We start from the raw sequence: 24,164 nt of genomic DNA, 5'->3' as shown, positions 1-24,164 counted from the left end.
CATCAGGCCAGCAGCCAGATGATGAAGATAACGATCATTGCGCCCTGCAGCAGGATTTTCACAACGGTGCTTGTGAACAGGCCCACGAGCGAGCCCCAGCCGACCTTCAGCGCACGGTTGAAGTCGGAGCCGTGCAGCAGCTCTCCGAGCAGCGCGCCGACGAACGGGCCGATGATCAGACCGAACGCCGGAATGACGAACGGGCCGATGAGAATGCCGATCGTGCTTCCCACGACCGAGGCTCTGGACCCGCCGAATTTCTTGACTCCCCAGGCGTTCACCATATAGTCCGCGACGAACAGAACGATTACAATAATCGTCTGGATGCCCCAGAACCACCAGCCGAACGGCTCGAAGGAGAAAAACCACCCATAAACGAAAAAGGCCGCATAAATCGCCAGCGCGCCGGGCAGGATCGGGAAGATCGCGCCGGCCATGCCTACCGCGAATAAGGCAACGATCAGAATCCAGCCTACGATATCCACGGAATCACGTCCTCAGAACATATTGTTGAATGACCTGGGCGACGCCGTGCTCCTGATTCGTGCCCGTAACGGCATCCGCCGCCAGCTTCACTTCCTGCTGCGCATTGCCCATGGCGACGCCAAGGCCGGAAGCCCGAATCGCGGCAATATCGTTCAGGCTGTCTCCGACGGATACGACTTCGCTCATCTCGCAGCCGATCATTCGGCAAACCTCTTCAAGTGCGGTCGCCTTGGAGATGCCAAGCGGATTGATCTCGATATTGTGGGGCGAGGAGTTGCTGATCTCAAGGCCCTCCCAGGTGCGGATCTCCTTCAGGATTTCTCCCAGAATGTCGGTATCCTCCATATAGTAACCGAATTTCAGCCAATGGCTCGCCGTCGTATCTCCGGCCCAGCGCTCCTTGTTATAGATATCCTCCGTGGAATACGCCCAGTACCAGACCTCCGGATAACGCTCCGCCAAAGCGTGAAGCTTCATCACCTTCTCGACGTCCAGCAGCGTTCTGCGATGCAGAACATGCGGCTTTGTCCAAATCTCTCCGCCGTTGACCGTAATCATCGGCGTCTTCAGTCCCAGTTGCTCCACGATGGACAGGGCGCTCTTGAAGCCTCTTCCGGTCGAAGCGCACACCGTCACGCCCGCTTCGACGGCATGCCGCACCCATTCGGCGTTCGTCTCGCTAATCTCGCTGCGGTCATTCAGCAGCGTGCCGTCCAGATCCAATGCCAGCAGTCGATACTTCGCTCTCTCATAAGCCAATTGTCATACCCACTCCCTGATGCCGTCTGTCTGTCGATTTAACGTCATTTTATCACATTTCGCGAGCGGAATCGAAAGAAAGCAAGTAAAAACGGCTTCGCCTTCTTTTATTTGGCGGCAGACGTTTTGTATCGAGCTATCAGATTGGATTAGGCGTCCTTAACCTAATACTTTCTGATATGGCAAGAAAGCGCCCGGACGGAGGGTCTCCGTCTCGGACGCGGTTCGCGCCGATGAGCTGCAGCCAGGTCGGATCAATAAGCTTCGCGAGCCGCCGATGCGCGTTGACGAAGCTTGCGAACGACCAAGCCGTGGGAGGGCGAGAATAGAAATGCGAGCACGAACAGAATGCCTGCCACGCAGACCATGCAGCCCGCGATAGAAGCGTCCAGCGCCGCGGCGGTATAATAGCCCGCAATCGAGCAAAGGATGCCGATCGCTACGCTCAAACCGATCATCGTGCTCAGACGATCCGTCAGCAAATAGGCGGTTGCCGGCGGTACGATCAGCAGTCCGACCACGAGAATCGCGCCTACGCTTTCGAAGGAGCTGACCGTTGCCATCGAGACCAGTCCCATCAGCACGTAATGGAACAGCGCAACGGGAATGCCGATCGCGGCGGCCAGCGCAGGGTCGAAGGCGCACAGCTTGAATTGCTTGTAGAACAAGCCAATGACCGCCACGATCAGAAACAGCGTTATGCCCAGCAGCCATACGGCCTTCGGGCCGATCTCGACGCCGCCAAGAGTCAGCGTATTCCACTGCACATAGGCAATCTCCCCGTACAGCACGCAATCCAGGTCGAGATCCACCTGCTGCGCATTTAAGCTGACCAACAGCACCCCGGCGGCAAACATAGACGTAAAGACAACGCCGATGGAAGCATCGCTCTGCACGCCGCCCTGCTGGAACATCTGAATAAGGAACACGGTCACGAAGCCGATCACCGCAGCGCCGAACAGCATGAAGAAGGAATCTCTGGAGCCGCTGACGAGAAAAGCGATGACGATGCCCGGCAATACCGAGTGGCTGATCGCATCTCCCACAAGCGCCATTCGGCGAAGGATCAGGAAGCAGCCCAGAATTCCGCAGCTGGCCGCAACAAGCGCGCCAGTCAGCATAATCCAAAATCCGCTCATACCGACACCTCCCGCTCCTTGGCTGCGCCGGCAGCCGTTTTTGTTTGCTTAACGGCTTCGGCGGCCCATTCGCGCTTGGCCGAGGATCTTCGTAGCAGCTTGGCGATCAAGCCCCGACGCGGGCCGAACAGCACCGAAGCGACGAATACGGCGGTTGCGGTCAGCACGCTCAGCGGGCCAGTTGGCAGCTGGGCCGTGCCTGCGCTGATCCACGTGCCCATAGCGCCGCTCAGCGCGCCGAACAGCCCGGACAGCACGGTCATGACGCCAAGGCGATCCGTCCAGTATCGGGCAGAGACGGCAGGCGTAATGAGCAAGGCTGCGATCAGTACGACGCCGACTGCCTGAATGCCGACGACAACGGCGACCGTTATCAGCCATAGCAGCAGCTGCTCCAGCGTCGTCACCGAGAAGCCGAGCCCTCTGGCATAACCGGGATCGAAGCTGATCAGCTTGAATTCCTTGAACAGCGCAGCGCACAAGAGAATGAGCACGATTGCGACGCTCATCATCGTATAGACGTCCTTGGAGGTCATTGAAGCGGCCTGCCCGAACAGAAATTTATCTAGACCGCTTTGATTGCCATAGGAGCTATGTTGAATTTGCGTCATCAAGACGATTCCGAATCCGAAGAAGACCGAAAGGACGATTCCCATTGCCGCATCCGCCTTGATTCGCGAATAGCGGGTAATCCAGCTGATTCCCACCGTAGCGATCATTCCCGCCGCGATGGCTCCAACCATAAACAAAGCGATCGACTTGACTCCGGACAGCATAAAAGCGATGCAGATGCCCGGCAAAGCCGCGTGAGCCAGCGTGTCTCCGATAAGGCTTTGCTTGCGCAAATACGCGAACGTTCCGACCACTCCCGTGCTGAGGCCGAGCAGCATGCTGCCCAGTAATATCCATTGCAGATTCGGATCGGTAAACAGGTTCAGCATAGCTCTCACCTTCCTCTTCCCGCAGTTATGACGGGTCCTTCGGAACGCTCTGCGGCAAGAAAGGTCAATCTTCCTCCGTAGGCCTCCTGAAGCCTTTGCTCCGTAAAGGTCGAAGCGGTCGGCCCATAGGCAATCAGCTCGCCGTTAAGCAGCATTACGGAATCGAAATATTGCTCCACCGTCGCAAGATCGTGATGCACGACCAGCACCGTCTTTCCCTGACGTTTCAATTCATTCAACAATTGAATTATCGCTTTCTCGGTAGCCGCATCTACGCCTGCGAACGGTTCGTCCATAAAGTAAAGGGTGGCATCCTGAGCCAACGCGCGCGCGAGGAAAACCCTCTGCTGCTGGCCGCCGGAAAGCTGGCTGATCTGCCTGTCGGCAAAATCCGCCATTCCGACCTTGGAGAGGCACTCCAGGGCGATCGCCTTCTCCTTCGCTCCGGGTCGCTTGAACCATCCGAGACGTCCGTATCGGCCCATCATGACGACATCAAGCGCATTCGTCGGGAAGTCCCAATCGACGGACTCCCGTTGGGGTACATAGCCGACAAGCTTTCTCTGTATACGATAGGGCTTGCCGTAGACCAGCGTCTCCCCGCTCAAAGTCGGCTGCAAGCCGAGAATCGCTTTAATCAGCGTGGATTTGCCCGCTCCGTTGGGGCCGATAATGCCGATCAACTCGCCTTCGGCAATCTCGAACGAAACGTTCCTGACAACGGGCTTTTTCTGATAGGCCACCGTTAGATTAGATACGGTCAACGGGGATGCCTGTTCTCTTGTCTTGGTCATTTCTCTCACGCTCCTTGTTACTTCAGCGCGCCAACGATGGTATCTACGTTATGGCGCACCATTCCAATGTATGTGCCTTCCTCGGTTCCGTTCTTGCCCATGGCATCGGAGAACAGCTCCCCGCCGATCTTGACGTCGTGTCCCAGCTTCTTGGCGCCTTCAATCACCGCTTCGATCGACTTCTTCGGAACGCTCGACTCGACGAATACCGCTTTGACCTGACGCTCCACCAGCATATCCCGTAAAGCCGTCACATCTTTGGAGCCGTACTCCGCGGCCGTGCTGATTCCCTGCAAGCCGACGACCTCGATCGCGTAGGCGTCGCCGAAATAGCCGAATGCGTCATGCGCCGTAACCATCACCCTGCCTTGCTCCGGGATCGTCGCGATCTGTTCCCTGGCATAGCGATCAAGTTCATCCAGCTTCGCCAAGTAGGCTTCGGCGCGGGAGCGGTATTCGGCCTCGTGCGCGGAATCATTCTCGATCAGCGTATCCCGGATCGTCTCCGCGGCGCTCATCCACAGCTTGACGTTGAACCAGACGTGCGGGTCGTGCGCGCCGTCCGAGACTGTGCGCAGCGACGATTCCGGAATATTCCGCGTCACGGGGACGACCGGCTTATTCTTGGCCATCTTCTCAAGAATTTCCGTCATTTTTCCTTCCAGGTGCAGACCGCCGTACAAGATGACATCGGCTTCCTCCAGCTTGGCGATGTCCCCTTGAGAAGCCTTGAACAGATGCGGATCGACTCCCGGACCCATTAAGCCGATCGCTTCGACTCTGTCTCCTCCGATATTCCTTACAACATCCGTGATCATGCCGACCGTAGCGGTCACATGCAGCTTGCCGTCGTCCTTGAAGGCGCCGGAGCCTTGCCCGCAGCCGGCTAGCAGCCCAGCGGCCAGCGTCAGGAAAATAAGCGTCATAATAAACCTTTTAATGGAAGATGGAATGCTCTTTTTCATTTTTCAGAATACCTCTTTTCTTTGATGTTCCTGATATTTGCCTGAAACAATTTTTTTGTGATAAGGACGAATAATTTCCTCGAAGCCTCTTTTTTTATATTATACAATAAAGTTGCGTTAATGCAACATTTGTTTATAAAAAAATGCCGCCTTCTTCAGGCGACATTCTCGTATGGATGATGTGCAGGAATCTTGCCGACAGCCTTCTCTATTCGTCTGTTGTCGGATTACCGTTAACGGCCGTGCCGTCGACGGATGCCTGCCCATTGTATAAGGACGGTCTCGGCTTGCCGTACAGCCCGATCTCCGCATCATAAGCGTCAAAGATTTGACGAGCGATCGGAGCGGCGCCCCAGCCGCCGTAGCCGCCGTCCGGGACGACCACCGCAACCGCCAGCTTCGGATTTTCGGCCGGCGCGTACGCGATGAACACCGCATTCTCTACCTTGGATCGGTTGCCGACGTCCTGCTGCGACGTTCCCGTCTTGCGAAGGAAGGTGTAATTGACGTCGTCGAAACCCCGTACCTTAACCTTGCCCATGCCTGTCTCAATTGCTTTCCAATAGGCATCCGGCATGTCGATCGAATTGAGCACTTCAGGTTGGAAGCCCTGCGTAACGTTTCCGTTCACGTCCTGAATTTCCTGAACGAACTGCGGCTTCATGCGCTTGCCGTGATTCGCCAGCATCGCCGCATACTGAGCCAGCTGCAGCGTCGTATACTTCGCCTGTTGGCCCCAGGACGCCCGAATTAATACCGACTGAAGCCCCTCGGATTTTACGTTCTTCAAATAATCGAGAACGCCGGCGGATTCGTTCTGTAGGCCGCTCCCCGTGGTCACTCCCAAGCCGAATTGCTTCAAGTAGCTGTCCCAGGTTTCGAGACCCGCGTTTCCTTTGTATTGCATGTACAATTTGTTCCCAACCATGGCGGACATGAACGCGTTGGAAGATTTCTCGATCGCTTTGGCTGCACTAAGCGGGCCATTCACGGCATTGCTGGCATTGCGAATTCGGACCTCATGTCCCGCTCGCCCGAATTCGAAGTAGCCTGGGTCATTAAAAATCGTACTGGTCGTGAACAGCTTTTCGTTCAGCCCTATGAGAACAGACAGCGGTTTCTGCGTCGAGCCGAGATAGACCATCGAGGACGGATGGTTTTTGCGCTCCTCGTATTTCTCGTACGGAGGCTGAACCTCGCGAATCGTTCCGTTATATTGGTAAAACTGTACGGCTTCCAGGTCCTTCTGGCTGATCCCGCCCTGCCAGACGCTCGGATCGTAATCGGGCATGCTCGCCATCGCGACAACCTTGCCCGTATCGACCTCCATCGCCACGGCATAGCCGGTCGTCGCAGGCGCTCGCTCCTGCTTGTCGGAGGAAGTGCGGATTTTCTGAATATGCTGCGTAATCGCCTGCTGGGTTTTCAGTTGCACATTGCGGTTGATCGTCAGGAACAGATTCTCGCCCTTGACCGGCTTCGTCAGCTTGACCGGGCCGATAATTTCTCCCTGGTTGTTCACCGGGTACTCCTTGATCCCGTTGCTGCCTCTCAGCTCGTCCTGATACATGAGCTCCAGGCCATCGAAGCCGACATCCTCCTCGGAAATATATTTCAACGACTTGTCGGTCTGATCCTTGTCGATGTCCTTATACTTGGCCAGATCTCTGGCTCCGCTCAGCTTCTTCATATAACCGACAAGCTGAACGGAAATTCGATCCTCGCTATATTGGCGAATGCTTTCCTCTACAACGTCGATTCCGGCAAATTGCTGACGGTGCTCCGAGAAGTAAGAAATTTCTTCCTTCGTCAATCCGGTTTTGATCCGCCGGGGCTGGTAAGAATAATGCACCTTGCCCGCCAAATCCATATCCTCGTACACATCTTGAGCCGTAAGGGGCTTGACGCTCTTGTCGCCCAGCTTGTCGAACACCTCGACAAGACTTTTCGCCAGCTCCATCGCCTCTTTATCCTTCATTTTCATATCCAGCGTATAATACAGCGATTGCGTAGAGACGGAATACGCGATCGCGTTGCCGGTCGAGTCGTAGATATTGCCGCGAATCGGAGGCACCGGAACGGTCTTGGAGCTGATCTGATGCTCTCTCGCCTTGAGGTTGTCCCCCTCTACGAATTGCAAATACGCCAATCGGATAATCAAAATGGAGAAAACGAAAAAGGTCACAAAGAAAAAGACGTTAAGACGAAAGCTGAAATGTCTTCGATTGCTGATCTCCCGCTTCTGCGCTTCCTCCGTCATATTGCTCATGCGGACACCCCCTCTTGCCTGATATGCGTATCGGCAAATCCGGGGGGATCGAACCAATCGCCCGTATTTGCCCAGGTCGCATCCAACGGAACCCAGCGTTGCTGCTCCGCGAGATAGACTTCGTTCCATGCATGCGCTCCGTAGCCCCCGCGCCCGTCATACCCTAAGCCGGTTACGACTCGAACCTCAAGTCCGACCGCGCGTGCCATAGAGGCGTACAGCCTTGCGTAATCGATGCATACGCCCTTGCGGGTAGCGAACGTCATTGCGGGATTCTGCTCTCGCCAATCCCCCTGCTCTTCGTAAGCCCGAACCTTGTCGTGGTCATACGCGATCCGCGTGCCGACCCAATCGTACAGGGCGCGCGCTTTTTCTTCATCGCTGTTCTTCTCCTCCGCCACGGACTTGGCCGCAAGAACGATATCGTCCGGAAGCTCGGCGTCGATTACGTCGTAGCGCTTCTGCCACAGCTGATCCAGTTCGACAGACATCGCCTTTGCGAAAACCGGGAGCCGCTCCTCCAGCAGGCTTCCCGTTGCCGGACGGATGATCTGCGCCGCCACTTCCCGATAGAGACCCGACTGCTGGATATACTCGGACATCGGTCCTTGGGGAAATAACGCGCAGTAGGCGAACAATACCGCTGTCGCGAGCAACGCTCTGACCGTGCCCAGCGCCGTTCCGATCATTCCCCCGAACGTACGGCTGATCGCGCCTCCCGGCGAGCGGGAGACGGCCGGAAGCGGCAGGCTGTCCGCCAGCGCGCGAGTCACGAATCCGACCAGTACGCGAATCAGCGCGTGAATGATCAGAAACAGCGCGGCGAATCTGAACAGAGGCATATCCCGCAGGCCCGCCAATGCGGTATAGCCGAACTGCGCGAAGAAGGACGCATCCGGCGACGGCCGATCAAGAATCCGCTCCGATGCCCAGCTCTGAACATAAGGGGAGGCCGCAGTTGCGGCGAAAGCGGCGAGAATAACCGCCGATACCGTCAACACCGCGCCGGCCAAGAAAAGGGCAAGCTGCTTCACGGAGCCTTTGGCTCCCTTACGTGCCCCTTGAACCAACGATAATGCCACAATCGTCAACAGCATCCAGGTGACAAGGTTGGCGTCGACAACCGTTCCTGCTCCGTTCATCCGATTACTTGGAGGAAGCTCGCGCTTTCACGACAAAGTCGCGAACCTCGCCTTCCATTTTCCAGGTGCCTAGTGAAATTCCGCCAAGCTTGACGCTGACCTCGCCGGAATTCGGCACGCCGTTCAGCTCCAGATTCTTGGTCGTAATCGTATACGAGCCGTCGGAGTTGACCTTGTAGACGGCCTCGCTCGCTTCGCCGGCCATGGCCTTGATGGCCTGATCCTTCGCCTCGCTCGTGACTTTGGTGCCCACTTCCTTGATATCTTCGACGGTAATGCCCCCGTAAGTTACGATCCCGATGACGATCGCCGCCACCAGCACCCATTTCAATACGGTCTTGACTACCTTAAGCACAATCAATATCGCAACGATCGCAACGGCAATGACGATCCAGTTGTCCTGCAGAAAAGTTAACCAAGCATCCGTATCCAAATTCATTAATAATCCCCCATCTACAAAAGTGCTAAAACTCGCATAGCTCCTATTATAGCTTAACGGCTTACCCCCAGTAAACGACGCGACGGGCATATCCTGAGGATTTGTCACGTAAAAGTAGGATAAGCCGCCGTTGCGGACAAGGGGAGGCCGTCCCCTACTTGAGGAGGTTGCGGACGATGAAAACCGCCATCTGGCTTTATTTATTTTTGTTTGTCGCTTTTTTTGACCTGCATGCCCAGTATCCTATGCTTACGCCGTTTGCCGTATCTCTGGGCGCCGCGCCTTCGTTCATCGGCCTCGTCATGGGCATGTACTCGCTCACCCATCTGCCGGGCAATCTCATCGCAGGCATCGCGGTCGACCGATACGGAAGCCGGCTTTTCATCGCCTTCAGCCTGATCGGAGCGGGCATCCTGCTGCTGCTTCAGGCTCGGGTAACCGATCCGTGGCAGTTGCTCTACATTCGCTCCATTAGCGGCTTCGTGCTGGCGTTTCTTTCCCCTGCATGCATGTCGCTGCTCGCAAGACTGGCGAAGGATCATATCCGGCAAGGCAAGCTGATGGCCGGCAACGGTCTGGTGCATACGATCGCTTCCGTCATTTCTCCCGCTGCGGGCGCCTATATGGCGGCTTCCTTCGGCTTTAACCATTCCTTCGCCATGCTGGGCTGGGTGCTGCTGGCGACCGGCACGCTCTCTCTCTGGTTCGTGAAGGAGCCCTCCCTCTCGTCGCCCATCTCGGCATCCGCCCACCGAGACGAGTCCGATATTTCTCCTTCGGGAAGCCAAGCTCTGCCGGATCATACAGACGAGCCCCGTTCCGGCCGCTTTCCCTGGGCTGTCTTCACGCTGCCGATCGGACTGGCTTGCGCGCAAGGCATTCTGGCATTCGAGCTTCCGTTGCGCGGAACCGACGCCGCGAACATCATGAGCACGGGCATCCTCTTCTCCATCGTCAGCTTGGGTGCTCTGGCCACGTTGGCCATGCTTTTTCTGAACCGCTATTTGCCCTACTTCCGCACGATTATCGGAGTCATGCTGCTCGCTGTCTGCTATTACGGGCTGGCATGCGATTGGCCTGTTTCCCTTCTGACAGTGCTGTTCGTCATCGGAATGGCCAAGGGAGTCATATTCCCCGCCATGACCTCTTTCCTGCTGCAGCTTAGCGGCCCAACCCGATACGGCAGAACCTTCTCGATCCTATCCATATCCCTCTCGATCGGCTCCTTCCTGGGACCGGTCGCTGCAGGGGCCGTCAGGGAGCATTTTTCACCCTATTTTCTTTCGTTCGTCTCACTGATGATCGCCTTGGCTTTTCTGTTCCCCCGCGCCTCCTTCAAAGCCAACTGGAATCCGAAAGCCGCTCCGCCGCCTCATGCCCATTAACATGGAAGCCGTTCCGGTTAATCCGCAAGATTGGCGGCATCTGGGTACTCGCACACTTCTCCGCCCGAATCGGAGCATATGGTGTATGAAAGCCTATGCCCAGCACCCATGCGAAAAATAAGTGCGCGCATAAATCAGGGCGGATCAGACGAGGTGAAGCTATGTCCGGCTATTCAACAGGAGGCGTTGGGGTAACGAATACAATCGTACTGGTATTGTTTATTCTGCTCGTTCTCGTACTGCGCGCTCATTAGGGCGACTTGGCGATAAGCCGCGGCGTCCCGCATCGTCTGCGGCTTCTTCACCTACGTTGGCTGGAATGAACCTTGGATTGTTGAGGGGCAAAGCGCGTGACTCCCGAGCCCTGCGGCTAACGCGGAGGCTACATATCCGATGGGAACCAGTGGTACAATGAAACGAACCGAGGCTGCTTTGGGATGAGCTTCGGCACCCGTACATATTCGTCAGATTACCGGAGGATATCACCGTGCACATCGCCATCATCGTCGAAGGCAAGAACGACAAAAGCCGTCTTTCCCGGGTGCTTTCTCCCGAGATTCCGATTCACTGCACCTTCGGCACGCTGGGCACCGATCGAATCGAAGCGCTGCGCAAGGAGATCGGCGATCGCCATGTTTATCTGTTCACCGATCACGATGCATCGGGCCGCCGCATCCGCGGCATTCTGCGCGACGTTTTCCCGGACGCCGACCACATTCATACTCGCAGAGGGTATAAAGGAGTGGAAGGGACGCCCGAAGAGTATTTAATCCAGCAGTTGGAGAAGGCCGGGCTGGAGGAGTTTATTGTGTACCCGGAGCCAGGGGCGCCGTTCGAGTGACTGCGTCCCGGTAACTCTCCTTGTTTGCGAGGAGGGCCCGCCTTGGCCGCGTTAGTTCGCTTACTGCAAACTATTGCCCGCTCGTACTCCCCATTCTCGCGCGTTAGTTCGCTTTTACATAACTAATGCCCGCTCATACTACCCACTCTCACGTATAGTTCACTTTTACATAACTAATGCCCACTCGTACTCCCCATTCTCGCGCGTTAGTTCGCTTTTACATAACTAATGCCCGCTCATACTACCCACTCTCACGTATAGTTCACTTTTACATAACTAATGCCCACTCGTACTCCCCATTCTCGCGCACTAGTTCACTTTTACATCACTAATGCCCGCTCACGCCCTCACTCTCACACATTAGTTCGATTTTACATAACTAATACTCTCTCACGCCCCTCACTCTCACGCGCTAGTTCGCTTTTGCATAACTATTGCCCGCTCACTACTGCCCACTCACGCCCCCCTTTCGCACGCACCGACTCGCTTTCGCCCAAGCCTGCAGCTCCGGCAAACAAAAAAGGCTGCGCTAGGCAACCGCAACAATAAAATTGCATCGAGCCATCAGATCAGGCCAGATAAGGATAAGCCTCTCCGGTAATCCAAAAAAACCGCGCCCTCCCACACTCGGGAAGACGCGGTTGCCGATCGGCGGAGCGTCAAGCTTGCCGCCTACAGAACGCTTTTGATTATTTTCGCCATATCGCTCGGGCTACGCCTGTTCTCGCCCTCTTCGATATAATCGTTAGCGGATATCCAGTCGCGGATCTGTCCGTCCTTGTCTAGCAGGACGATCAGATTCATGTGGCCGAAGTTGCCTTCATCGTCCTTGTTGACCAGAATCTGATACTTCCTGGCCATCTCCGCCGTCTCCTGCTCCTCGCCCCGCAGGAACTTCCAGCCCTCGGGGTCCGCATCGAAGCGCGACGCGTACTCCTTCAAATTCTCAGCCGTATCCCGTTCGGGATCGATCGTCACCGAAAGGAACTCGACCTCTTTGCCGAACACCCCATCCTCTTTCAGCTCGTCCTGCACTTGGGACATGAGGAAGGTAGTCGGCGGGCAGACGTCCGGGCAATTCGCGAAAAAGAAATAAAGAAGCCGCGCTTTTCCATTGGTGTTGCTGAGCGTCACGTTCTCGCCGTTCACGTCCGTGTAAGAAAATTCGGCGCCTTGTCCCTGAACCGGAAGCTCATCCTTCTTATTGTTCTGCTGCAGAATAAAGTAACCCATAACGGCGCACAGAACCAACAAAACCAAGGAAAAACCGTAGCGCCTCAGCCAGGGCTTAGGGGTCTGGACCGATTCGGACGTTACCTTCACGCCACCGTTCGCAGACATCTCGGGCTGCTCTTGAGGCTTTTCATCTTTGGACAAATCCATCTCCCGTTTACACTCCCGTCGTGTTGAGAATCATCGTAAGAAACATAATCATCAAATAATTGATCGAGATCATGAAGTCGGCCTTCGCCCACTTCTCGTCATCCTTGGCGCCCAGTCCCGAGACCGCATGCAGGAACCAGACTGCCGCAATGCCGACCGACAAAACTAAGAAGTAAATCCCCACATAATCATATGTGTACATCAAGATCGAAGCCGGGATGAGCAGCAAAATATAAGGCAGCATTTGCCACTTGGTGCGCTTTACCCCTTTCACGACTGGAAGCAACGGGAATCCCGCCGCCCTGTACTCCTCCTTACGGCGAATGGCGAGCGACCAGAAGTGAGCCGGCTGCCACAGGAAGAGCAGCGCGAACAAAATCCAGGCCCCGGCGTCCACGACGTCGGTCACTGCGCAATAGCCGATGACCGGAGGCATCGCTCCGGAAATACCGCCGATGGAAGTGCTCCAGGTCGAGCTGCGCTTCAGCCACATCGTGTAGATGACGACGTATACGAACATTCCGAGCAAGCCGAGCCAGCCCGTCAGCGTATTAACCAGTCCGAATAGCACGGCCAGACCGGCTAGTCCAAGCACGATTCCGTAGCCAAGCACGAAGTTAGGCGTTAATCTGTTCTGCGGAAGCGCCCGATCGCGAGTCCGCTCCATCTTGAGATCGAGCTCCCGATCCAGATAGTTGTTGAAGACGCAAGAGGAAGCCATCGTCAACGCGGAGCCGACGAGCATCCAAATCATAAGCCATATATCCAGGTCCCACTTGGAGGCGACCCAAAAACCGCCGAATGCCGCGATAAGGTTCAAGCGGATAATTCGCGGCTTGGTGAGAGCCACAAGATCTTTAAGCACGGTGTTCCTCCTTTATGCAAGCAACGACGAAGCGGCATTACCTGATGTCTGTTCAATGATACCGCAAACCTTCAAGCATTGACAATGTTCGCCTGAGCGAAGTTCATCAAATCGCCACCACATGTGAACAAGTCGGGAACACGGCGGATTTTTGCGCAATCGGCAGTCACACAATCCGGGCTGCCTAAATACACTGTATTGCGACAATCGCCTAGTGCCGAAGCGCAAGGCGTGGGCGAATTGAACTGAGGAAGGGTGTTATGCGGATTGTTGCCCAGCAACCGGTACGATCAGCAGAATACCGGCAGATACAAGGCGCATTGCTTCTTCGCACCGTCCGGAGACGACTGCCCCAGCGTTTATTAAGCATCCAACTTAAGGAGGATTTACGATGTTAAACAACAAAATGCCTTGGCCCGCCTATGCGCAAAACCAAGGAAGCATGATGCCGATGAATATGCCGGGCAACGCCACGATGCCGAATATGATGCCCGGCGCAATGATGCCAGGCTCGATGGTGCAGGGTGCGATGACGCCGCCGCCGATCACCGGCGTTCCGATCACGCCGAGCGGAGTCGCGTTGCCCGGAGTGCCCACTCAGGAAGAATCGTACGTCGAGAACATTCTTCGGATGAATCTCGGCAAGGTTGCCACTTTATATATGACCTACGAGAACAACTCCGAATGGAACGCCAAAATATTCAAGGGCGTGCTGGAAGCCGCAGGCCGCGATCACATTATTATCAGCGATCCGGCCACAGGCAAACGCTACCTGCTCCTGATGCTGAATCTGGACTACATCACGTTCGACGGGCCGATTAATTACGCGCTGCCCTTCGGCTCGAATCGTTGATCGAACCGACTACAGCAGGGGACGGAACGTCCAGATGCGAAGCCCTTGGCGTCCGCCCTTGACCCATTGCTCCATCTCCCGCCAGGAACGTCCTTCGCGACGTTCCTTTTCCATGTCCGCCGCTTCTTCCTCCGTGCCGGCACGGCGGATTTCGACATAGACGCCCGGCTGCGCCGTATTCACCGCAAGCTCCACTCCGGTCCAGAGCCCTTCATGGGCTTTGGCCCATGACTCGAAATTCTCCCGGTTCGCTTCCGGAACGACATATTCGCAGAACAGAATCATCGGTTCTCCTCCTTCATATTTTAGGTCCGATACGTCCATACTTAAGCAAGAAGGGGGCTCGGTTATGGACACCGGTACGCATTTTGTGTTTGGATTGGGGTTGGGCGGTCTGGCCCTGACAGATCCCGTCATCGCTTCTGATGCCTATGGGCCGATCGCCATTCTGATCGGCACGATCGCAGGCTCCAATGCGCCCGATCTAGACGGATTGCTGCGATTCAAGAGCAATGCCGATTATATCAAAAACCACCGCGGATTGTCTCATTCTTTTCCGGCGATTGTCGGCTGGACCGCGATCATCACGGCAGCCGTTTCGCTGGCGTTTCGAACCATTCCCTGGTGGCACATCGCCTTCTGGGTGCTGCTCGCCGTCGTCGTTCACGTGATCTCCGATCTGTTCAACTCCTACGGAACGCAGGCTTTTCGGCCGGTAAGCAAGCAGTGGGTGGCTTGGAACATCATCCATATTTTCGACCCGATTATTTTCTCCGCCCATCTGTTCGCTATTCTTCTTTGGCTATCCGGCCTCGCTGCGCCCCAGATTATTTTTCCGGTGCTGTATGCGCTGCTTGGCGTTTATTACGGATGGAGAACGTTCGTTCATCGATCGCTGTCGCGAAAAATCTCCGAGCAGGACCCGGAGGGCCATCCGGAGGATCGCTACACTTTGCTGCCCACCATCTCGCTGTATCGATGGAATCTCGTTCGCATTTCCAAAGACGGCACTTACGGCGTCGGGGAATGGAACTACGGGAAAATAAAGTGGATGGACGTCATGAAATGCGACGAGCATCCCGCGCTCGAAGCCTCGAAGCAGCATCCGGACGTGCAGGCTTTCCTGAGCGTAACCGCGTTCCCGTGCGGGCATGTCAAGCCCAAGACGTGGGGATACGAAATTCGCTGGGTCGACGTTCGATACCGCTACCGCAGACAGTATCCGTTCGTCGCCGTCGTGCTGATGGATTCCTCCTATGTCCCGCTGCAATCCTACGTAGGATGGCTGAGCGACGAGCGGCTGGAAAAAAGACTGCGCATGAACACTTACTAAGCCTGCGTCAAGCGAAAGCCGCCCGGCAGGGCCCTTTCGCTTGACGCAGGTTCTTTGTCGTAGCACAATAGGAAAAGCCCGAGGATTACCTCGGGCTTTCGGTCCGGACCGTTTGTCCTTAGCGACCGGAAAGTTGTTGCTCAGCCATTTGGACGAGCTTCTTGGTGATGTAGCCGCCAAGGGAGCCTGCATCGCGGGACGTTACGTTGCCGTAGTATCCGTCTGCCGGGATTTGAACGCCCAGGGATTGAGCGGCCTCCATCTTCATGCTTTGCAGTGCTGCTTTGGCTTGTGGTACAACCAGTTGGTTACTTGATGCCATGATTAAATTCTCCCTTCGCCTTGATGATTGGTTTGCAAGCTTGCCAACTTAGTATGCTAGAAACAAAGAAAAATATGCGAGGTGAAATCATGAGTAAAACATTGTCACTCCTGTTCGCATTTTTGTCCGTCGCATTGATGCTCGCTACCGCCTTTTCCCTTAGCCACAACGGCTGGCTGGCGCTTCTGTTCGCCGTGCTTACCCTCGTGGCTATGGGCGGTGGCTTCATTCTCAAGGCCAGGCTGAGAAAAAAATCTTCAGCGTCTTAGCGCCCCCGCGGGAGGAAGCCCATCGCTTCCTTCACTGCGGCTAACGTCGATTCGGCGACCGCGTTCGCCCGCTCCGCTCCGTCGCGCAGAATGTGGCGAATTTCCCCCGACGAGCGAATATCCGCGTATTTGCGCTGCAGCGGCTCCAGCGCCTGAACGATAACCTCGCCCAGATCCTTCTTGAACGCCCCATAGCCCAAGCCCTCGTATGCGGCCTGCACCTGCTCGACCGTCTTGTCCGAGCATTGCGCGTAGATCGACATCAGGTTGCTGACCTCCGGCTTGTTCTGGACGTCGAAGATAATTTCCCGGCCCATGTCCGTCTTGGCCCGGGAAATTTTTTTGCGAATGTCGTCCGGGGGGTCCAGCAAGGAAATGTAGCTTCCGGAGCTTGGGCTGCTCTTGCTCATTTTCTTCGTGCCGTCCTCCAAAGACATAATCCGTGCGCCTACCTTCGGAATGAACGGCTCCGGAATGACGAAGGTGTCGCCGTGACGGTGGTTAAAGCGCCCCGCCAAATCCCGCGTAAGCTCCAGATGCTGCTTCTGGTCGTCCCCTACAGGCACGAAGTTCGCTTTGTACAGCAAAATATCGGCGGCCATCAGTGCGGGATAGACGAACAAGCCCGCTCCTACAGCTTCCTTGCCTTCCGACTTGTCCTTGAATTGCGTCATGCGTTCCAGCTCTCCCATATAGCTCATCGTCGTCAACAGCCAGCCGAGCTCGGCATGAGCCGGTACGTGCGACTGCATGAAGATCGCCGCTTCCTTCGGATCAAGTCCGGCAGCCACGTACAGCGCGGCCACGGATTCGCTCTGCTCCCGCAATGCGGCCGGCTCTTGGGGAACCGTCACTGCGTGCAGATCGGGAACCATGAAGAAGCAGTCATATTCATGCTGCAACGCCACGAAATTAAGCATAGCTCCAATGTAATTGCCCAGCGTCAGCTTGCCGCTCGGCTGTATTCCGGATAACACGCGTTTGGATTTGGACATCGGATATCAAGCTCCTTTTTATATGTGAAAATAAAAAAAGACCTTCCTCCGCAAGGGACGAGGAAAGCCGTGGTGCCACCCTTATTCGTATCGCCTGCTGCCGAACATAAAGTCGACAAGCCTTGCGATACCTTCAAGCTCCGATAACGGGGAACGTCCGGGGAGCATAGGACTATGCGCATTCCGCCAAGCAGCGCGCGGCCGTCGTTTCGCTCCCGGCTCCAAGATCCATTCCGACAAGGCGAGCGTACCGGCTTCCAGCCAACACCGGCTCTCTGTGAGCGCTCTATCCCAGCGTACTTGTTCTCTTCAACGCCGAATATACTTTAGTTGTTACCCATTATACCCCGGCTTCAGGCTTTGTCAACCATCCCGCGAACACCCGTTTATTCTGAAGTTCTCATTTTCAATCGTCCAAGCATACCTTATAATAATCGTAATGCTTACTATTTATAGAGCAAGGAAGTGATTCAGTGCCTAATGCTTGGATTCGGCTAGCGACGATCGCAGCGTCAATCGGCTGCGCCGCGCTGTTGGCCCTGATTTTTTTCGGAAGGGACATCTCGGCGCTGACATTGGACTCCGCCAAGCTGCAAAATTTCAAAATCGTATTCATCAGCATCATTCTCGAAGCGCTCCCCTTCCTGCTTATCGGCGTCATCGTATCGGCGCTGCTGCAAGCTTTCGTGTCGGACGAGCTCGTTCGCAAGCTCACTCCCCGGAATCCGGTGCTCGGCATTCTGTTCGGAAGCCTGCTCGGCATCGTTCTGCCGTTGTGCGAATGCGGCATGATCCCGATCGTGCGTCGCTTGATGCGCAAAGGCCTGCCCGCTTACATAGGCATCATCTACATCGTCGCCGGGCCGATTATCAATCCTGTCGTATTCGGCGCTACCATGCAGGCTTTTCGCACGAACGAAAGCCTGGCCTATTCCCGATTCTATTTGGCTTTCTGCGTATCCGTCGCCTTGGGACTTATTCTATACGCCAGATTGAAGCAAAGTCCCTTGAAAGCCGAAACGACCCACGACATCCATTCGCACGGACACTCTCACGTTCATGCGCATGCGCATCATCACGCACATTCGCATGCCGGGGGTAAAAGCGGAAGCCCCTTTTTCCGAAAGCTGGCCCAAGCGCCAGCCCATATTGCCGAGGAATTTTTTGAGATGGGCAAATACTTGATCCTCGGTTCTCTTATCACGGGCCTGCTCCAGACGCTGGTCACGCGCGCGTCGTTCGCATCCGTCGCCGACCACGAGCTGCTCTCGCATCTGTTCATGATGGGCTTCGCTTACGCCCTGTCGCTCTGCTCCACCTCGGACGCATTCGTCGCCGCCTCGTTCAACAATATGTTTCCGCCGGCCGCGCTGCTGTCCTTCCTTGTCCTTGGACCGATGCTCGATCTGAAAAATACGCTAATGATGCTCGCCGTATTCCGCAAAAGATTCGTTCTGAAGTTCAGCCTCGCCATCGCGGGCCTGGTGCTGCTCGGGTCAATTCTGTTCGACCGGCTGGGACTTGTCTAAAACAAGGAGGTTATTTGCTTGCTGAGATCGTCGACTGTTCACGCCATCCATTATTTCGCCAGATTCTTGCTGCTTGCCGGATTCGCTTTCCTGATCGTCCATTTGGTGCGATCGGACAATCTCGGCCTATATATCGCCGAACGAATGCAATTCATTGTCAAATTATCCGCGCTTGGACTATATGCCGTTGCCGCACAGCAATTTTATTCGGCTATTCGCGCATTGTTCGACAAAGAAGAGCACGGGCCGAGCTGCGACTGCTCGCACGAGCTGCCGAGCACGTGGGGCAAGAGCCTTCTGCTGTACGGCTGGTTCGCTTTGCCTTTGATTATCGGCTATGCGGTTCCCGACGGCTTGCTCGGCAGCAGCATGGCCGCCGCCAAAGGCGTCCAATTCGCGCCTCAGCAGCAGTTCGTCAGAGCCGATTCGCTTCCTGCGCCTGCGAGTACTTCCGCACCCGCTGCAGACGAGGAGAGCACGGTGCCTGAAACGGCGAAGCCGGAGACGGGAACGGAGACGGACGACTCCTCGACGAAGCCTCCATCGGCCAAAGACGGCAAGCTGAGTCCTGAAGCGCTGGATATCCTGTTCCCCTTCGACAACTTCACGGAAAGCTATGCGGCCTTCGGAAGGAAGCTCGTTGAGCGCGATGTCATAGCGGTCACCGCCGGCCGATTTATCGAAACGCTCACGACGCTCGACTTGTATCGCACCGCCTTCCAGGGCAAAACCGTTCGTTTGAGCGGCTTCGTCTATCGCGAGCCCGACATGAGCCCTACTCAGTTCGGAGTCAGCCGCTTCGCTGTCGCCTGCTGCTCGGCGGACGCTTCCCCTTACGGCATCATGGCGACGCTGCCCGACGCAAATCTCTATGCGACGGATCAGTGGGTAACGGTCACGGGAACGTTGGACACGACGGAGTACAACGGCATTGAGATCATTCAATTGAACGTAAGCAGAATCGTCAAGATCGATGCTCCCGCCACGCCGTATGTATCCCCGGATCTGGACTTCGGACTCGACCAGCTCGATGCAGGCGACGAAGAAGCCTAAGCTTCTTCCGGCCGATTAGGCTTCCGCTTCCAAAGAAAAGGGTCGATTCGACACGGCTGCAGCCCGTCGAATCGACCCTTCTTTCTACGCATCCTATATGATCGATCATCTACTCGCTGGAGGCTTCCTTTCGTCCCCTGTTTTTAGGAGAAAAACGGAACATCATATTCGCCATGTTATAATTTGATTCGAACTGAACGCTAACGAAAACCCTGTCCTGCTTAAGTACAAAGTCGTAAGAAATCTCCCCGTGCGTCCAGCTGCTCTTATGCTTTAACGCTCCGATGGCCAATCTTCTTAGCGTCAGCACCTGCTCTGCCGTCAGCCCTGCAGAGGAATGGCTCTGGTCGCCGCAATCAACCGGCAGGTGACGAATACCGAATCTGCCAACCGAATCGTCCCGGATCTGCAGAACAATCGTGCCGGCCGTCATTCCCTTGAGTTCTCCCCCCAGTTTCTCCAAGGCTACGTCGATTTGCCGCGCTAAAGGAATCTGGCTAGATGTCATCATTCTCCTCCTTTGTGCTTATGACTTACCGTTTCTAGGAACAATTATGTAGGTCTGAACATGACTTCGGAACCAGTATAATGCAACGACTAGAAATATTCAATGATTTTGTCTAATTATGGGTTATTTTGCAGTCGATCTCACTTGTTCCGACAAGTAATAACGGCTAAGCCGCCTCTCGGTCGGCGGCCGACGATTTGTATCGCACGACCGGATGAGGATAAAGGAGATCTGTACCTTGCCCTTTCTGATCGTCGAACATGAAAAATAGCGGTACAGGGGTGCCCTGACCGCTATTTTTTGAAGAGTTATCGCTTATTCGCCGCACAAGGCCGCGAAGGCTTCCACATCCGCGACCGCTCTGGCCACCGCATCCTTCCAGAAGTCCGGACTTTGGAGATCGACGCCCAGATGACTGGAAGCCAGTTGCTCGACGGTCATCATTCCCGTATCGCGCAGCAGCCGGTCGTAGCGATCGGCGAAGGATGCTCCCTCCCGCTCGGCAAAGGCGACCAGACCGGTGCTGAACAAATAGCCGAACGTGTACGGGAAGTTGTAGAAAGGAACATCGGTCAAATAAAAGTGCAGCTTGGCGGCCCAGAAATGGGGATGCCAGCTTCCAAGCGCATCGCCAAACGCTTCCTTCTGCGCTTCCGTCATCAGCTCGTTCAGCTCGGCGGTTTCCAGCATGCCCGCGGCGCGGCGCTCGTAGAAGCGCGTCTCGAACAGGAAACGCGCCCTGATGTTCATACAGAACGCGACCGCCCGTTGCAGGCGATCATCCAGGAGCGCCAGCTTCTCTTCGTCGCTTGCCGCTCTTCCCAACAGGGCATCGCTGACGATCGCTTCCGCGAAGGTGGATGCCGTTTCCGCGACGTTCATCGCATATTCCTGGGAGAGAGGCGGCAGCTCCTGTACAAGCTCCGCATGGTATGCGTGTCCCAGCTCGTGCGCCAGGGTAGAGACATTGCCGGGAGTGCCGGAATAGGTCATGAATATCCGGCTTTGCTTGCCGATGGGGAAGCTCGTGCAGAAGCCCCCTGGCCGCTTGCCGGCGCGGTCCTCCGCTTCAATCCACCGCTCCTCGAATGCGGTGCGCGCCAGCTTCGCCATATCCGGCGAAAACCGCTCGAACGCATCCGTAATTACCTTTGCCGCTTCGCCGTAAGGAATTTTGGCCTGACTGGCGGCAATCGGCGCATCCACGTCATGCCAGCTCAGCTTCTCCTTGCCCATCCGCCGCGCCTTGAGCTCCAGATAACGCTTAAGCGGCTTCATTCCCTCTTCTGCCGCCGACCACATCGCATTCAGCGTTTCCCGGCTCATGCGGTTCATGAGCAGCGGCTCCTTTAAAGGATCTCCCCAGCCCCGCAGCCCGTATAGCTTGAGCCGAAATCCGGCGATCCGGTTCAATGCGTCGGCGCCTAAATCTGCCTGTTCGGCCCAGGCCTCCTCCCACTTCGCCGCCATCTCATCGCGCACGGTAGCCGCCGGGTCGTCCAGCTTGTTAGCCGCTTGACCGGCCGACAGTACGACGCTTTTGCCGTCTTGCTCCCAAGGAATGGAGATGCGTCCGACAATCGTATTGTAATGCTCCCCCCAGCCGTGATAACCGTCTACGGCAAGCTCGCTGGCGACGGCTTCAAGTGCGGGCGGCAGCTTATCCTTCGCGAATTCGCGCTTCTCGTTCAGCGGAAACCGCAGGTCGGCGCGTTCCGGCGCTCCTGTCCATTGTTCCCAGTCCCCTGCGGTCACCTCTGCCAGCTTGGCATCGAACAGATCGGCGGCTTGCCGGTAGCGTGCGGACAGCGTCTGAATACGCTCGGTCCAGCCGACTGCGCGCTTATCGCTCAAATTCTGGGACGCCAGGCAAGCGACAAAGGAATCGGCCTCCCTCAGCCGGGCGAGCGCCGCCTGCAGCCGACCGGTCCACTCGGTCAACCGCCCGGTCTCCGGCGCGCCCTCGCCGCAGTCCTGCAGTTCCTTAAGCAAGTCCGCGCATTGGGCTTCGGCTTCCTTCACGAAGTCCGTAAATTCAGCGGAGGAGGAGCCCCCGGCAAATATAGCTTCCAGATTCCATGTTAGCGAATAGTTATGCTCCATCACGCGATCGCTCCGTTCTCATTGCGTTGGGTCAAGCCCTATTGTATCTTGGAAGAAGAATCGACAAGGGGGAATCGAATTGATACCGCTTCGCAACACCTTGCCCTATGACGTGCAGATGAAGGACGTTACCGTTCCCGAATGTCCCTTCTGCCAAAGCCCTAATGTCCTGCTGCCGATTACGCCCGAAGAGGTGATCGGTCTGTACGGAGGCGCCAGCAAAAAAACGCTTGTGTTTCCCTGCTGTCGCGGCACCTTGCGCATTATCGACGCGGACCGGGATTACTTGCTTGCCGCCCGCGCGATCCGCTAGCGCCCTTACGCCCCGTTTTGCTGCATCTCCTCCGGCAGCTCCATTCCCCGGCCGGTCATTTCTTCGCGCAGAAGCTGCCACTGTTCGCGGGAAGCGCGAATCATCGCCGCATCCACGATATTCTTGTCGTGGATAACCCTTCCGAACCAGCGCACCGCTTCATGGAAGTTGTTCAGGCGCCTGTTCAGCTCCCCGATCAGATACATCAGCCGGGCATGACTGACCGGGACGCTCTCCGTCTCATATACCCGCACATAAGCGTCGAGGGCGAATTGCAGGAAGCGGTTTTCTTGCTCCTTTTTCCCCTCATAGCGATACAGCCAAGCGATATGGTGCAGCAGAGCGGCGATCACGCGCTCCTTCTCCCCGATCGCTTGCGCCGAAACCAGGCTGAGCTTGTAGCATTCCATCGCTTCGGCGGCGGATCGCTCGCCCCCGTAGTCGCGATGCTTCCACTGGCTGCCCAGCTTGTCAAAATACGCCGCCTTCTGCTTTTCGCTCATTTTTTCCGCAAAATTTTCCGTCGAGGCAAAGCCGCAATACGGGCATACCCTCACGACGTAATAGTCCGGATTCACCGACTTGAAGTACGAGCAGAAGTCGGTGTCCGTCTTGATGGCTTTCTTTAAGCTCGGCCGCACTCTGGATGTCTGATAGCTTTGTTCGCAGCAAATGCAATTAATCTTAACTTGAAAGAGCGGCTCCACGCCGTCGCCCCCTTAATGTTGTGACGAATCGGATGCTGTATTGACAAAATGGTTGGCCGGGCCCGATAAGCGCTCGATCATCAGCTTCTGGAGCGGCTCCGGGATCGAGGTCTCGGACAGCGCTTCGGCCATGCAGGCCAGCCACGCCGCCGCATGCTCCGGGGTAATCGGGAAAGGCATATGCCGCGCGCGCATCATCGGGTGCCCATATTCGTCCGAGTACAGAGGAGGGCCTCCCATAAATTGCGACAGAAACAAATATTGCTTCTCCACCACGGGCTGTATGTCTTCGGGAAACAACGGGGCGAGCAGCGGATGCGCCTGCACTTTCGGATAAAACCGGGTAACGATATCGCGAATGGCATCCGCACCGCCGATCGCTTCATAAATCGTCGCGTAGCTGGACACAGTAAGCCTCCTGTTGCAGCAAATTCATGTGCGACTTCCTACCCATGAATTCGATTGAATTAGTGTGAAAATCCCTATGTACGGACTCCCTAAACTTACGTCTATTATACCACAACGGCTGTCTCTTCTCGAAAAATAAAATCGCCCGGAAAGGGCGATTGGAGATCGGCGCGCCGCCGATCGGCTCTATAAGGGCTTACATCTCTTCTTCGGGATGCGCCAAGGATTCGCGAATGACATACACGAAAGCGCATACAATTAAGCCTGCAACAACACCCGCCATTCTCATCCCTCCAGCTTCGAGAAATTCGTCTTGCAAGGCAGCTTCGTTTTTCCTATTTCTGATTTCATTGTAGCATAGGC

The 24,164-nt window shown here is 55.8% G+C and carries 27 protein-coding genes and 1 pseudogene; 10 read left to right on the top strand and 18 right to left on the bottom strand.

Going from position 1 to position 24,164, the window contains the following annotated elements:
• Window positions 1-2: 2 nt before the first annotated feature.
• The 9 genes from ACFO1S_RS10445 to ACFO1S_RS10405 all read right to left on the bottom strand — a co-directional run bounded on the left by ACFO1S_RS10445 (window position 3) and on the right by ACFO1S_RS10405 (window position 8,934).
• Window positions 3-485, bottom strand: a complete 483-nt coding sequence (locus tag ACFO1S_RS10445; RefSeq protein WP_204603680.1) for a DUF456 domain-containing protein — start codon at window positions 483-485, stop codon at window positions 3-5.
• Between the two features lie 4 nt (window positions 486-489).
• A complete protein-coding gene (locus tag ACFO1S_RS10440; protein ID WP_204603681.1) occupies window positions 490-1,245 on the bottom strand; it encodes a Cof-type HAD-IIB family hydrolase in 756 nt (251 codons plus the stop codon).
• Between the two features lie 254 nt (window positions 1,246-1,499).
• On the bottom strand, window positions 1,500-2,384 hold the full coding sequence (locus tag ACFO1S_RS10435; protein ID WP_204603682.1) for a metal ABC transporter permease: 885 nt from the start codon (window positions 2,382-2,384) through the stop codon (window positions 1,500-1,502).
• The gene (locus ACFO1S_RS10430) at window positions 2,381-3,325 is read right to left on the bottom strand and encodes a metal ABC transporter permease (protein WP_204603813.1); all 945 of its coding nucleotides are present in this window, start codon (window positions 3,323-3,325) and stop codon (window positions 2,381-2,383) included. Before ACFO1S_RS10430 ends, ACFO1S_RS10435 begins: the two co-directional genes overlap by 4 nt.
• A 5-nt stretch (window positions 3,326-3,330) precedes the next feature.
• A complete protein-coding gene (locus tag ACFO1S_RS10425; RefSeq protein ID WP_204603683.1) occupies window positions 3,331-4,119 on the bottom strand; it encodes a metal ABC transporter ATP-binding protein in 789 nt (262 codons plus the stop codon).
• Window positions 4,120-4,136: 17 nt separating this feature from the next.
• Complete coding sequence (locus ACFO1S_RS10420; protein ID WP_378126726.1) at window positions 4,137-5,084, bottom strand: metal ABC transporter solute-binding protein, Zn/Mn family; 948 nt, start codon at window positions 5,082-5,084, stop codon at window positions 4,137-4,139.
• Between the two features lie 208 nt (window positions 5,085-5,292).
• Complete coding sequence (locus ACFO1S_RS10415; RefSeq protein WP_204603684.1) at window positions 5,293-7,353, bottom strand: peptidoglycan D,D-transpeptidase FtsI family protein; 2,061 nt, start codon at window positions 7,351-7,353, stop codon at window positions 5,293-5,295.
• On the bottom strand, window positions 7,350-8,495 hold the full coding sequence (locus ACFO1S_RS10410; protein ID WP_204603685.1) for a transglutaminase domain-containing protein: 1,146 nt from the start codon (window positions 8,493-8,495) through the stop codon (window positions 7,350-7,352). Before ACFO1S_RS10410 ends, ACFO1S_RS10415 begins: the two co-directional genes overlap by 4 nt.
• Window positions 8,496-8,499: 4 nt before the next feature.
• A complete protein-coding gene (locus ACFO1S_RS10405) occupies window positions 8,500-8,934 on the bottom strand; it encodes a hypothetical protein (RefSeq protein ID WP_204603686.1) in 435 nt (144 codons plus the stop codon).
• Window positions 8,935-9,110: 176 nt separating this feature from the next.
• Between ACFO1S_RS10405 and ACFO1S_RS10400 the strand changes: the two genes are divergently transcribed.
• The 3 genes from ACFO1S_RS10400 to ACFO1S_RS10390 all read left to right on the top strand — a co-directional run bounded on the left by ACFO1S_RS10400 (window position 9,111) and on the right by ACFO1S_RS10390 (window position 11,160).
• Window positions 9,111-10,319: an MFS transporter gene (locus tag ACFO1S_RS10400; protein WP_204603687.1), complete on the top strand. Its 1,209-nt coding sequence runs from the start codon at window positions 9,111-9,113 to the stop codon at window positions 10,317-10,319.
• A 161-nt stretch (window positions 10,320-10,480) separates the two neighbouring features.
• A complete protein-coding gene (locus ACFO1S_RS10395) occupies window positions 10,481-10,573 on the top strand; it encodes a YjcZ family sporulation protein (RefSeq protein ID WP_378126725.1) in 93 nt (30 codons plus the stop codon).
• 233 nt (window positions 10,574-10,806) lie between these two features.
• Window positions 10,807-11,160, top strand: a complete 354-nt coding sequence (locus tag ACFO1S_RS10390; RefSeq protein ID WP_204603688.1) for a DNA primase — start codon at window positions 10,807-10,809, stop codon at window positions 11,158-11,160.
• A 672-nt stretch (window positions 11,161-11,832) separates the two neighbouring features.
• Here ACFO1S_RS10390 and ACFO1S_RS10385 read toward each other — a convergent pair.
• The gene (locus tag ACFO1S_RS10385) at window positions 11,833-12,543 is read right to left on the bottom strand and encodes an SCO family protein (RefSeq protein WP_204603689.1); all 711 of its coding nucleotides are present in this window, start codon (window positions 12,541-12,543) and stop codon (window positions 11,833-11,835) included.
• Window positions 12,544-12,550: 7 nt separating this feature from the next.
• The gene (cyoE, locus tag ACFO1S_RS10380; protein ID WP_204603690.1) at window positions 12,551-13,408 is read right to left on the bottom strand and encodes a heme o synthase; all 858 of its coding nucleotides are present in this window, start codon (window positions 13,406-13,408) and stop codon (window positions 12,551-12,553) included.
• Window positions 13,409-13,687: 279 nt separating this feature from the next.
• On the opposite strand from cyoE, the pseudogene ACFO1S_RS10375 reads away from it, so the two are divergent.
• Both ACFO1S_RS10375 and gerQ read left to right on the top strand, forming a co-directional pair.
• A pseudogene (locus tag ACFO1S_RS10375) lies at window positions 13,688-13,774 on the top strand (cell wall hydrolase); the annotation flags it as partial.
• Between the two features lie 25 nt (window positions 13,775-13,799).
• Entirely contained in the window at window positions 13,800-14,261 is a 462-nt protein-coding gene (gene gerQ / locus ACFO1S_RS10370) for a spore coat protein GerQ (RefSeq protein ID WP_378126723.1), read from the top strand.
• A 9-nt stretch (window positions 14,262-14,270) separates the two neighbouring features.
• Here the strand turns inward: gerQ and ACFO1S_RS10365 are convergent, their stop codons facing one another.
• Window positions 14,271-14,546: a hypothetical protein gene (locus ACFO1S_RS10365; protein ID WP_204603691.1), complete on the bottom strand. Its 276-nt coding sequence runs from the start codon at window positions 14,544-14,546 to the stop codon at window positions 14,271-14,273.
• Window positions 14,547-14,610: 64 nt separating this feature from the next.
• On the opposite strand from ACFO1S_RS10365, the gene ACFO1S_RS10360 reads away from it, so the two are divergent.
• Window positions 14,611-15,594 (top strand): metal-dependent hydrolase, encoded by a 984-nt coding sequence (locus tag ACFO1S_RS10360; protein ID WP_204603692.1) that lies wholly within the window; start codon window positions 14,611-14,613, stop codon window positions 15,592-15,594.
• A gap of 118 nt (window positions 15,595-15,712) precedes the next feature.
• Here ACFO1S_RS10360 and ACFO1S_RS10355 read toward each other — a convergent pair whose 3' ends face one another.
• On the bottom strand, window positions 15,713-15,916 hold the full coding sequence (locus tag ACFO1S_RS10355) for an alpha/beta-type small acid-soluble spore protein (RefSeq protein ID WP_116062173.1): 204 nt from the start codon (window positions 15,914-15,916) through the stop codon (window positions 15,713-15,715).
• An 89-nt stretch (window positions 15,917-16,005) separates the two neighbouring features.
• On the opposite strand from ACFO1S_RS10355, the gene ACFO1S_RS10350 reads away from it, so the two are divergent.
• Window positions 16,006-16,185, top strand: a complete 180-nt coding sequence (locus tag ACFO1S_RS10350) for a DUF5325 family protein (RefSeq protein ID WP_204603693.1) — start codon at window positions 16,006-16,008, stop codon at window positions 16,183-16,185.
• Here the strand turns inward: ACFO1S_RS10350 and trpS are convergent.
• Window positions 16,182-17,180: a tryptophan--tRNA ligase gene (gene trpS, locus ACFO1S_RS10345; protein ID WP_204603694.1), complete on the bottom strand. Its 999-nt coding sequence runs from the start codon at window positions 17,178-17,180 to the stop codon at window positions 16,182-16,184. The genes ACFO1S_RS10350 and trpS overlap by 4 nt on opposite strands.
• 473 nt (window positions 17,181-17,653) lie before the next feature.
• Between trpS and ACFO1S_RS10340 the strand changes: the two genes are divergently transcribed.
• Window positions 17,654-18,709 (top strand): permease, encoded by a 1,056-nt coding sequence (locus ACFO1S_RS10340; protein ID WP_204603695.1) that lies wholly within the window; start codon window positions 17,654-17,656, stop codon window positions 18,707-18,709.
• Window positions 18,710-18,727: 18 nt separating this feature from the next.
• On the top strand, window positions 18,728-19,762 hold the full coding sequence (locus ACFO1S_RS10335) for a TIGR03943 family putative permease subunit (RefSeq protein WP_204603696.1): 1,035 nt from the start codon (window positions 18,728-18,730) through the stop codon (window positions 19,760-19,762).
• Between the two features lie 109 nt (window positions 19,763-19,871).
• Here ACFO1S_RS10335 and ACFO1S_RS10330 read toward each other — a convergent pair whose 3' ends face one another.
• Both ACFO1S_RS10330 and ACFO1S_RS10325 read right to left on the bottom strand, forming a co-directional pair.
• Entirely contained in the window at window positions 19,872-20,273 is a 402-nt protein-coding gene (locus ACFO1S_RS10330) for an O-methyltransferase (protein WP_378126721.1), read from the bottom strand.
• A 312-nt stretch (window positions 20,274-20,585) separates the two neighbouring features.
• Window positions 20,586-22,373 (bottom strand): M3 family oligoendopeptidase, encoded by a 1,788-nt coding sequence (locus ACFO1S_RS10325; protein ID WP_204603697.1) that lies wholly within the window; start codon window positions 22,371-22,373, stop codon window positions 20,586-20,588.
• A gap of 79 nt (window positions 22,374-22,452) precedes the next feature.
• Between ACFO1S_RS10325 and ACFO1S_RS10320 the strand changes: the two genes are divergently transcribed.
• Window positions 22,453-22,686 (top strand): hypothetical protein, encoded by a 234-nt coding sequence (locus ACFO1S_RS10320; RefSeq protein ID WP_204603698.1) that lies wholly within the window; start codon window positions 22,453-22,455, stop codon window positions 22,684-22,686.
• 5 nt (window positions 22,687-22,691) lie between these two features.
• Here the strand turns inward: ACFO1S_RS10320 and ACFO1S_RS10315 are convergent, their stop codons facing one another.
• Window positions 22,692-23,393: a DUF2225 domain-containing protein gene (locus tag ACFO1S_RS10315; protein WP_204603699.1), complete on the bottom strand. Its 702-nt coding sequence runs from the start codon at window positions 23,391-23,393 to the stop codon at window positions 22,692-22,694.
• 12 nt (window positions 23,394-23,405) lie between these two features.
• Entirely contained in the window at window positions 23,406-23,801 is a 396-nt protein-coding gene (locus ACFO1S_RS10310; RefSeq protein WP_204603700.1) for a globin domain-containing protein, read from the bottom strand.
• Between the last annotated feature and the right edge of the window lie 363 nt (window positions 23,802-24,164).

This window comes from Cohnella boryungensis (assembly GCF_042651945.1).
Classification (GTDB): Bacteria; Bacillota; Bacilli; order Paenibacillales; family Paenibacillaceae; genus Cohnella; species Cohnella boryungensis.
This window is presented reverse-complemented; position numbering and strand designations above follow the sequence as displayed.

Excerpts from the sequence above, each read along its gene's own strand:
- ACFO1S_RS10360 (WP_204603692.1), top strand. The coding sequence starts at position 14,611 with ATGGACACCGGTACGCATTTTGTGTTTGGATTGGGGTTGGGCGGTCTG.
- ACFO1S_RS10350 (WP_204603693.1), top strand. The coding sequence starts at position 16,006 with ATGAGTAAAACATTGTCACTCCTGTTCGCATTTTTGTCCGTCGCATTG.
- ACFO1S_RS10355 (WP_116062173.1), bottom strand. The coding sequence starts at position 15,916 with ATGGCATCAAGTAACCAACTGGTTGTACCACAAGCCAAAGCAGCACTG.
- ACFO1S_RS10435 (WP_204603682.1), bottom strand. The coding sequence starts at position 2,384 with ATGAGCGGATTTTGGATTATGCTGACTGGCGCGCTTGTTGCGGCCAGC.
- ACFO1S_RS10385 (WP_204603689.1), bottom strand. The coding sequence starts at position 12,543 with ATGGATTTGTCCAAAGATGAAAAGCCTCAAGAGCAGCCCGAGATGTCT.
- ACFO1S_RS10330 (WP_378126721.1), bottom strand. The coding sequence starts at position 20,273 with ATGATGACATCTAGCCAGATTCCTTTAGCGCGGCAAATCGACGTAGCC.
- trpS (WP_204603694.1), bottom strand. The coding sequence starts at position 17,180 with ATGTCCAAATCCAAACGCGTGTTATCCGGAATACAGCCGAGCGGCAAG.
- ACFO1S_RS10430 (WP_204603813.1), bottom strand. The coding sequence starts at position 3,325 with ATGCTGAACCTGTTTACCGATCCGAATCTGCAATGGATATTACTGGGC.
- ACFO1S_RS10395 (WP_378126725.1), top strand. The coding sequence starts at position 10,481 with ATGTCCGGCTATTCAACAGGAGGCGTTGGGGTAACGAATACAATCGTA.
- gerQ (WP_378126723.1), top strand. The coding sequence starts at position 13,800 with ATGTTAAACAACAAAATGCCTTGGCCCGCCTATGCGCAAAACCAAGGA.
- ACFO1S_RS10400 (WP_204603687.1), top strand. The coding sequence starts at position 9,111 with ATGAAAACCGCCATCTGGCTTTATTTATTTTTGTTTGTCGCTTTTTTT.
- ACFO1S_RS10410 (WP_204603685.1), bottom strand. The coding sequence starts at position 8,495 with ATGAACGGAGCAGGAACGGTTGTCGACGCCAACCTTGTCACCTGGATG.
- ACFO1S_RS10415 (WP_204603684.1), bottom strand. The coding sequence starts at position 7,353 with ATGAGCAATATGACGGAGGAAGCGCAGAAGCGGGAGATCAGCAATCGA.
- ACFO1S_RS10420 (WP_378126726.1), bottom strand. The coding sequence starts at position 5,084 with ATGAAAAAGAGCATTCCATCTTCCATTAAAAGGTTTATTATGACGCTT.
- ACFO1S_RS10425 (WP_204603683.1), bottom strand. The coding sequence starts at position 4,119 with ATGACCAAGACAAGAGAACAGGCATCCCCGTTGACCGTATCTAATCTA.
- ACFO1S_RS10365 (WP_204603691.1), bottom strand. The coding sequence starts at position 14,546 with ATGATTCTGTTCTGCGAATATGTCGTTCCGGAAGCGAACCGGGAGAAT.
- ACFO1S_RS10325 (WP_204603697.1), bottom strand. The coding sequence starts at position 22,373 with ATGGAGCATAACTATTCGCTAACATGGAATCTGGAAGCTATATTTGCC.
- ACFO1S_RS10405 (WP_204603686.1), bottom strand. The coding sequence starts at position 8,934 with ATGAATTTGGATACGGATGCTTGGTTAACTTTTCTGCAGGACAACTGG.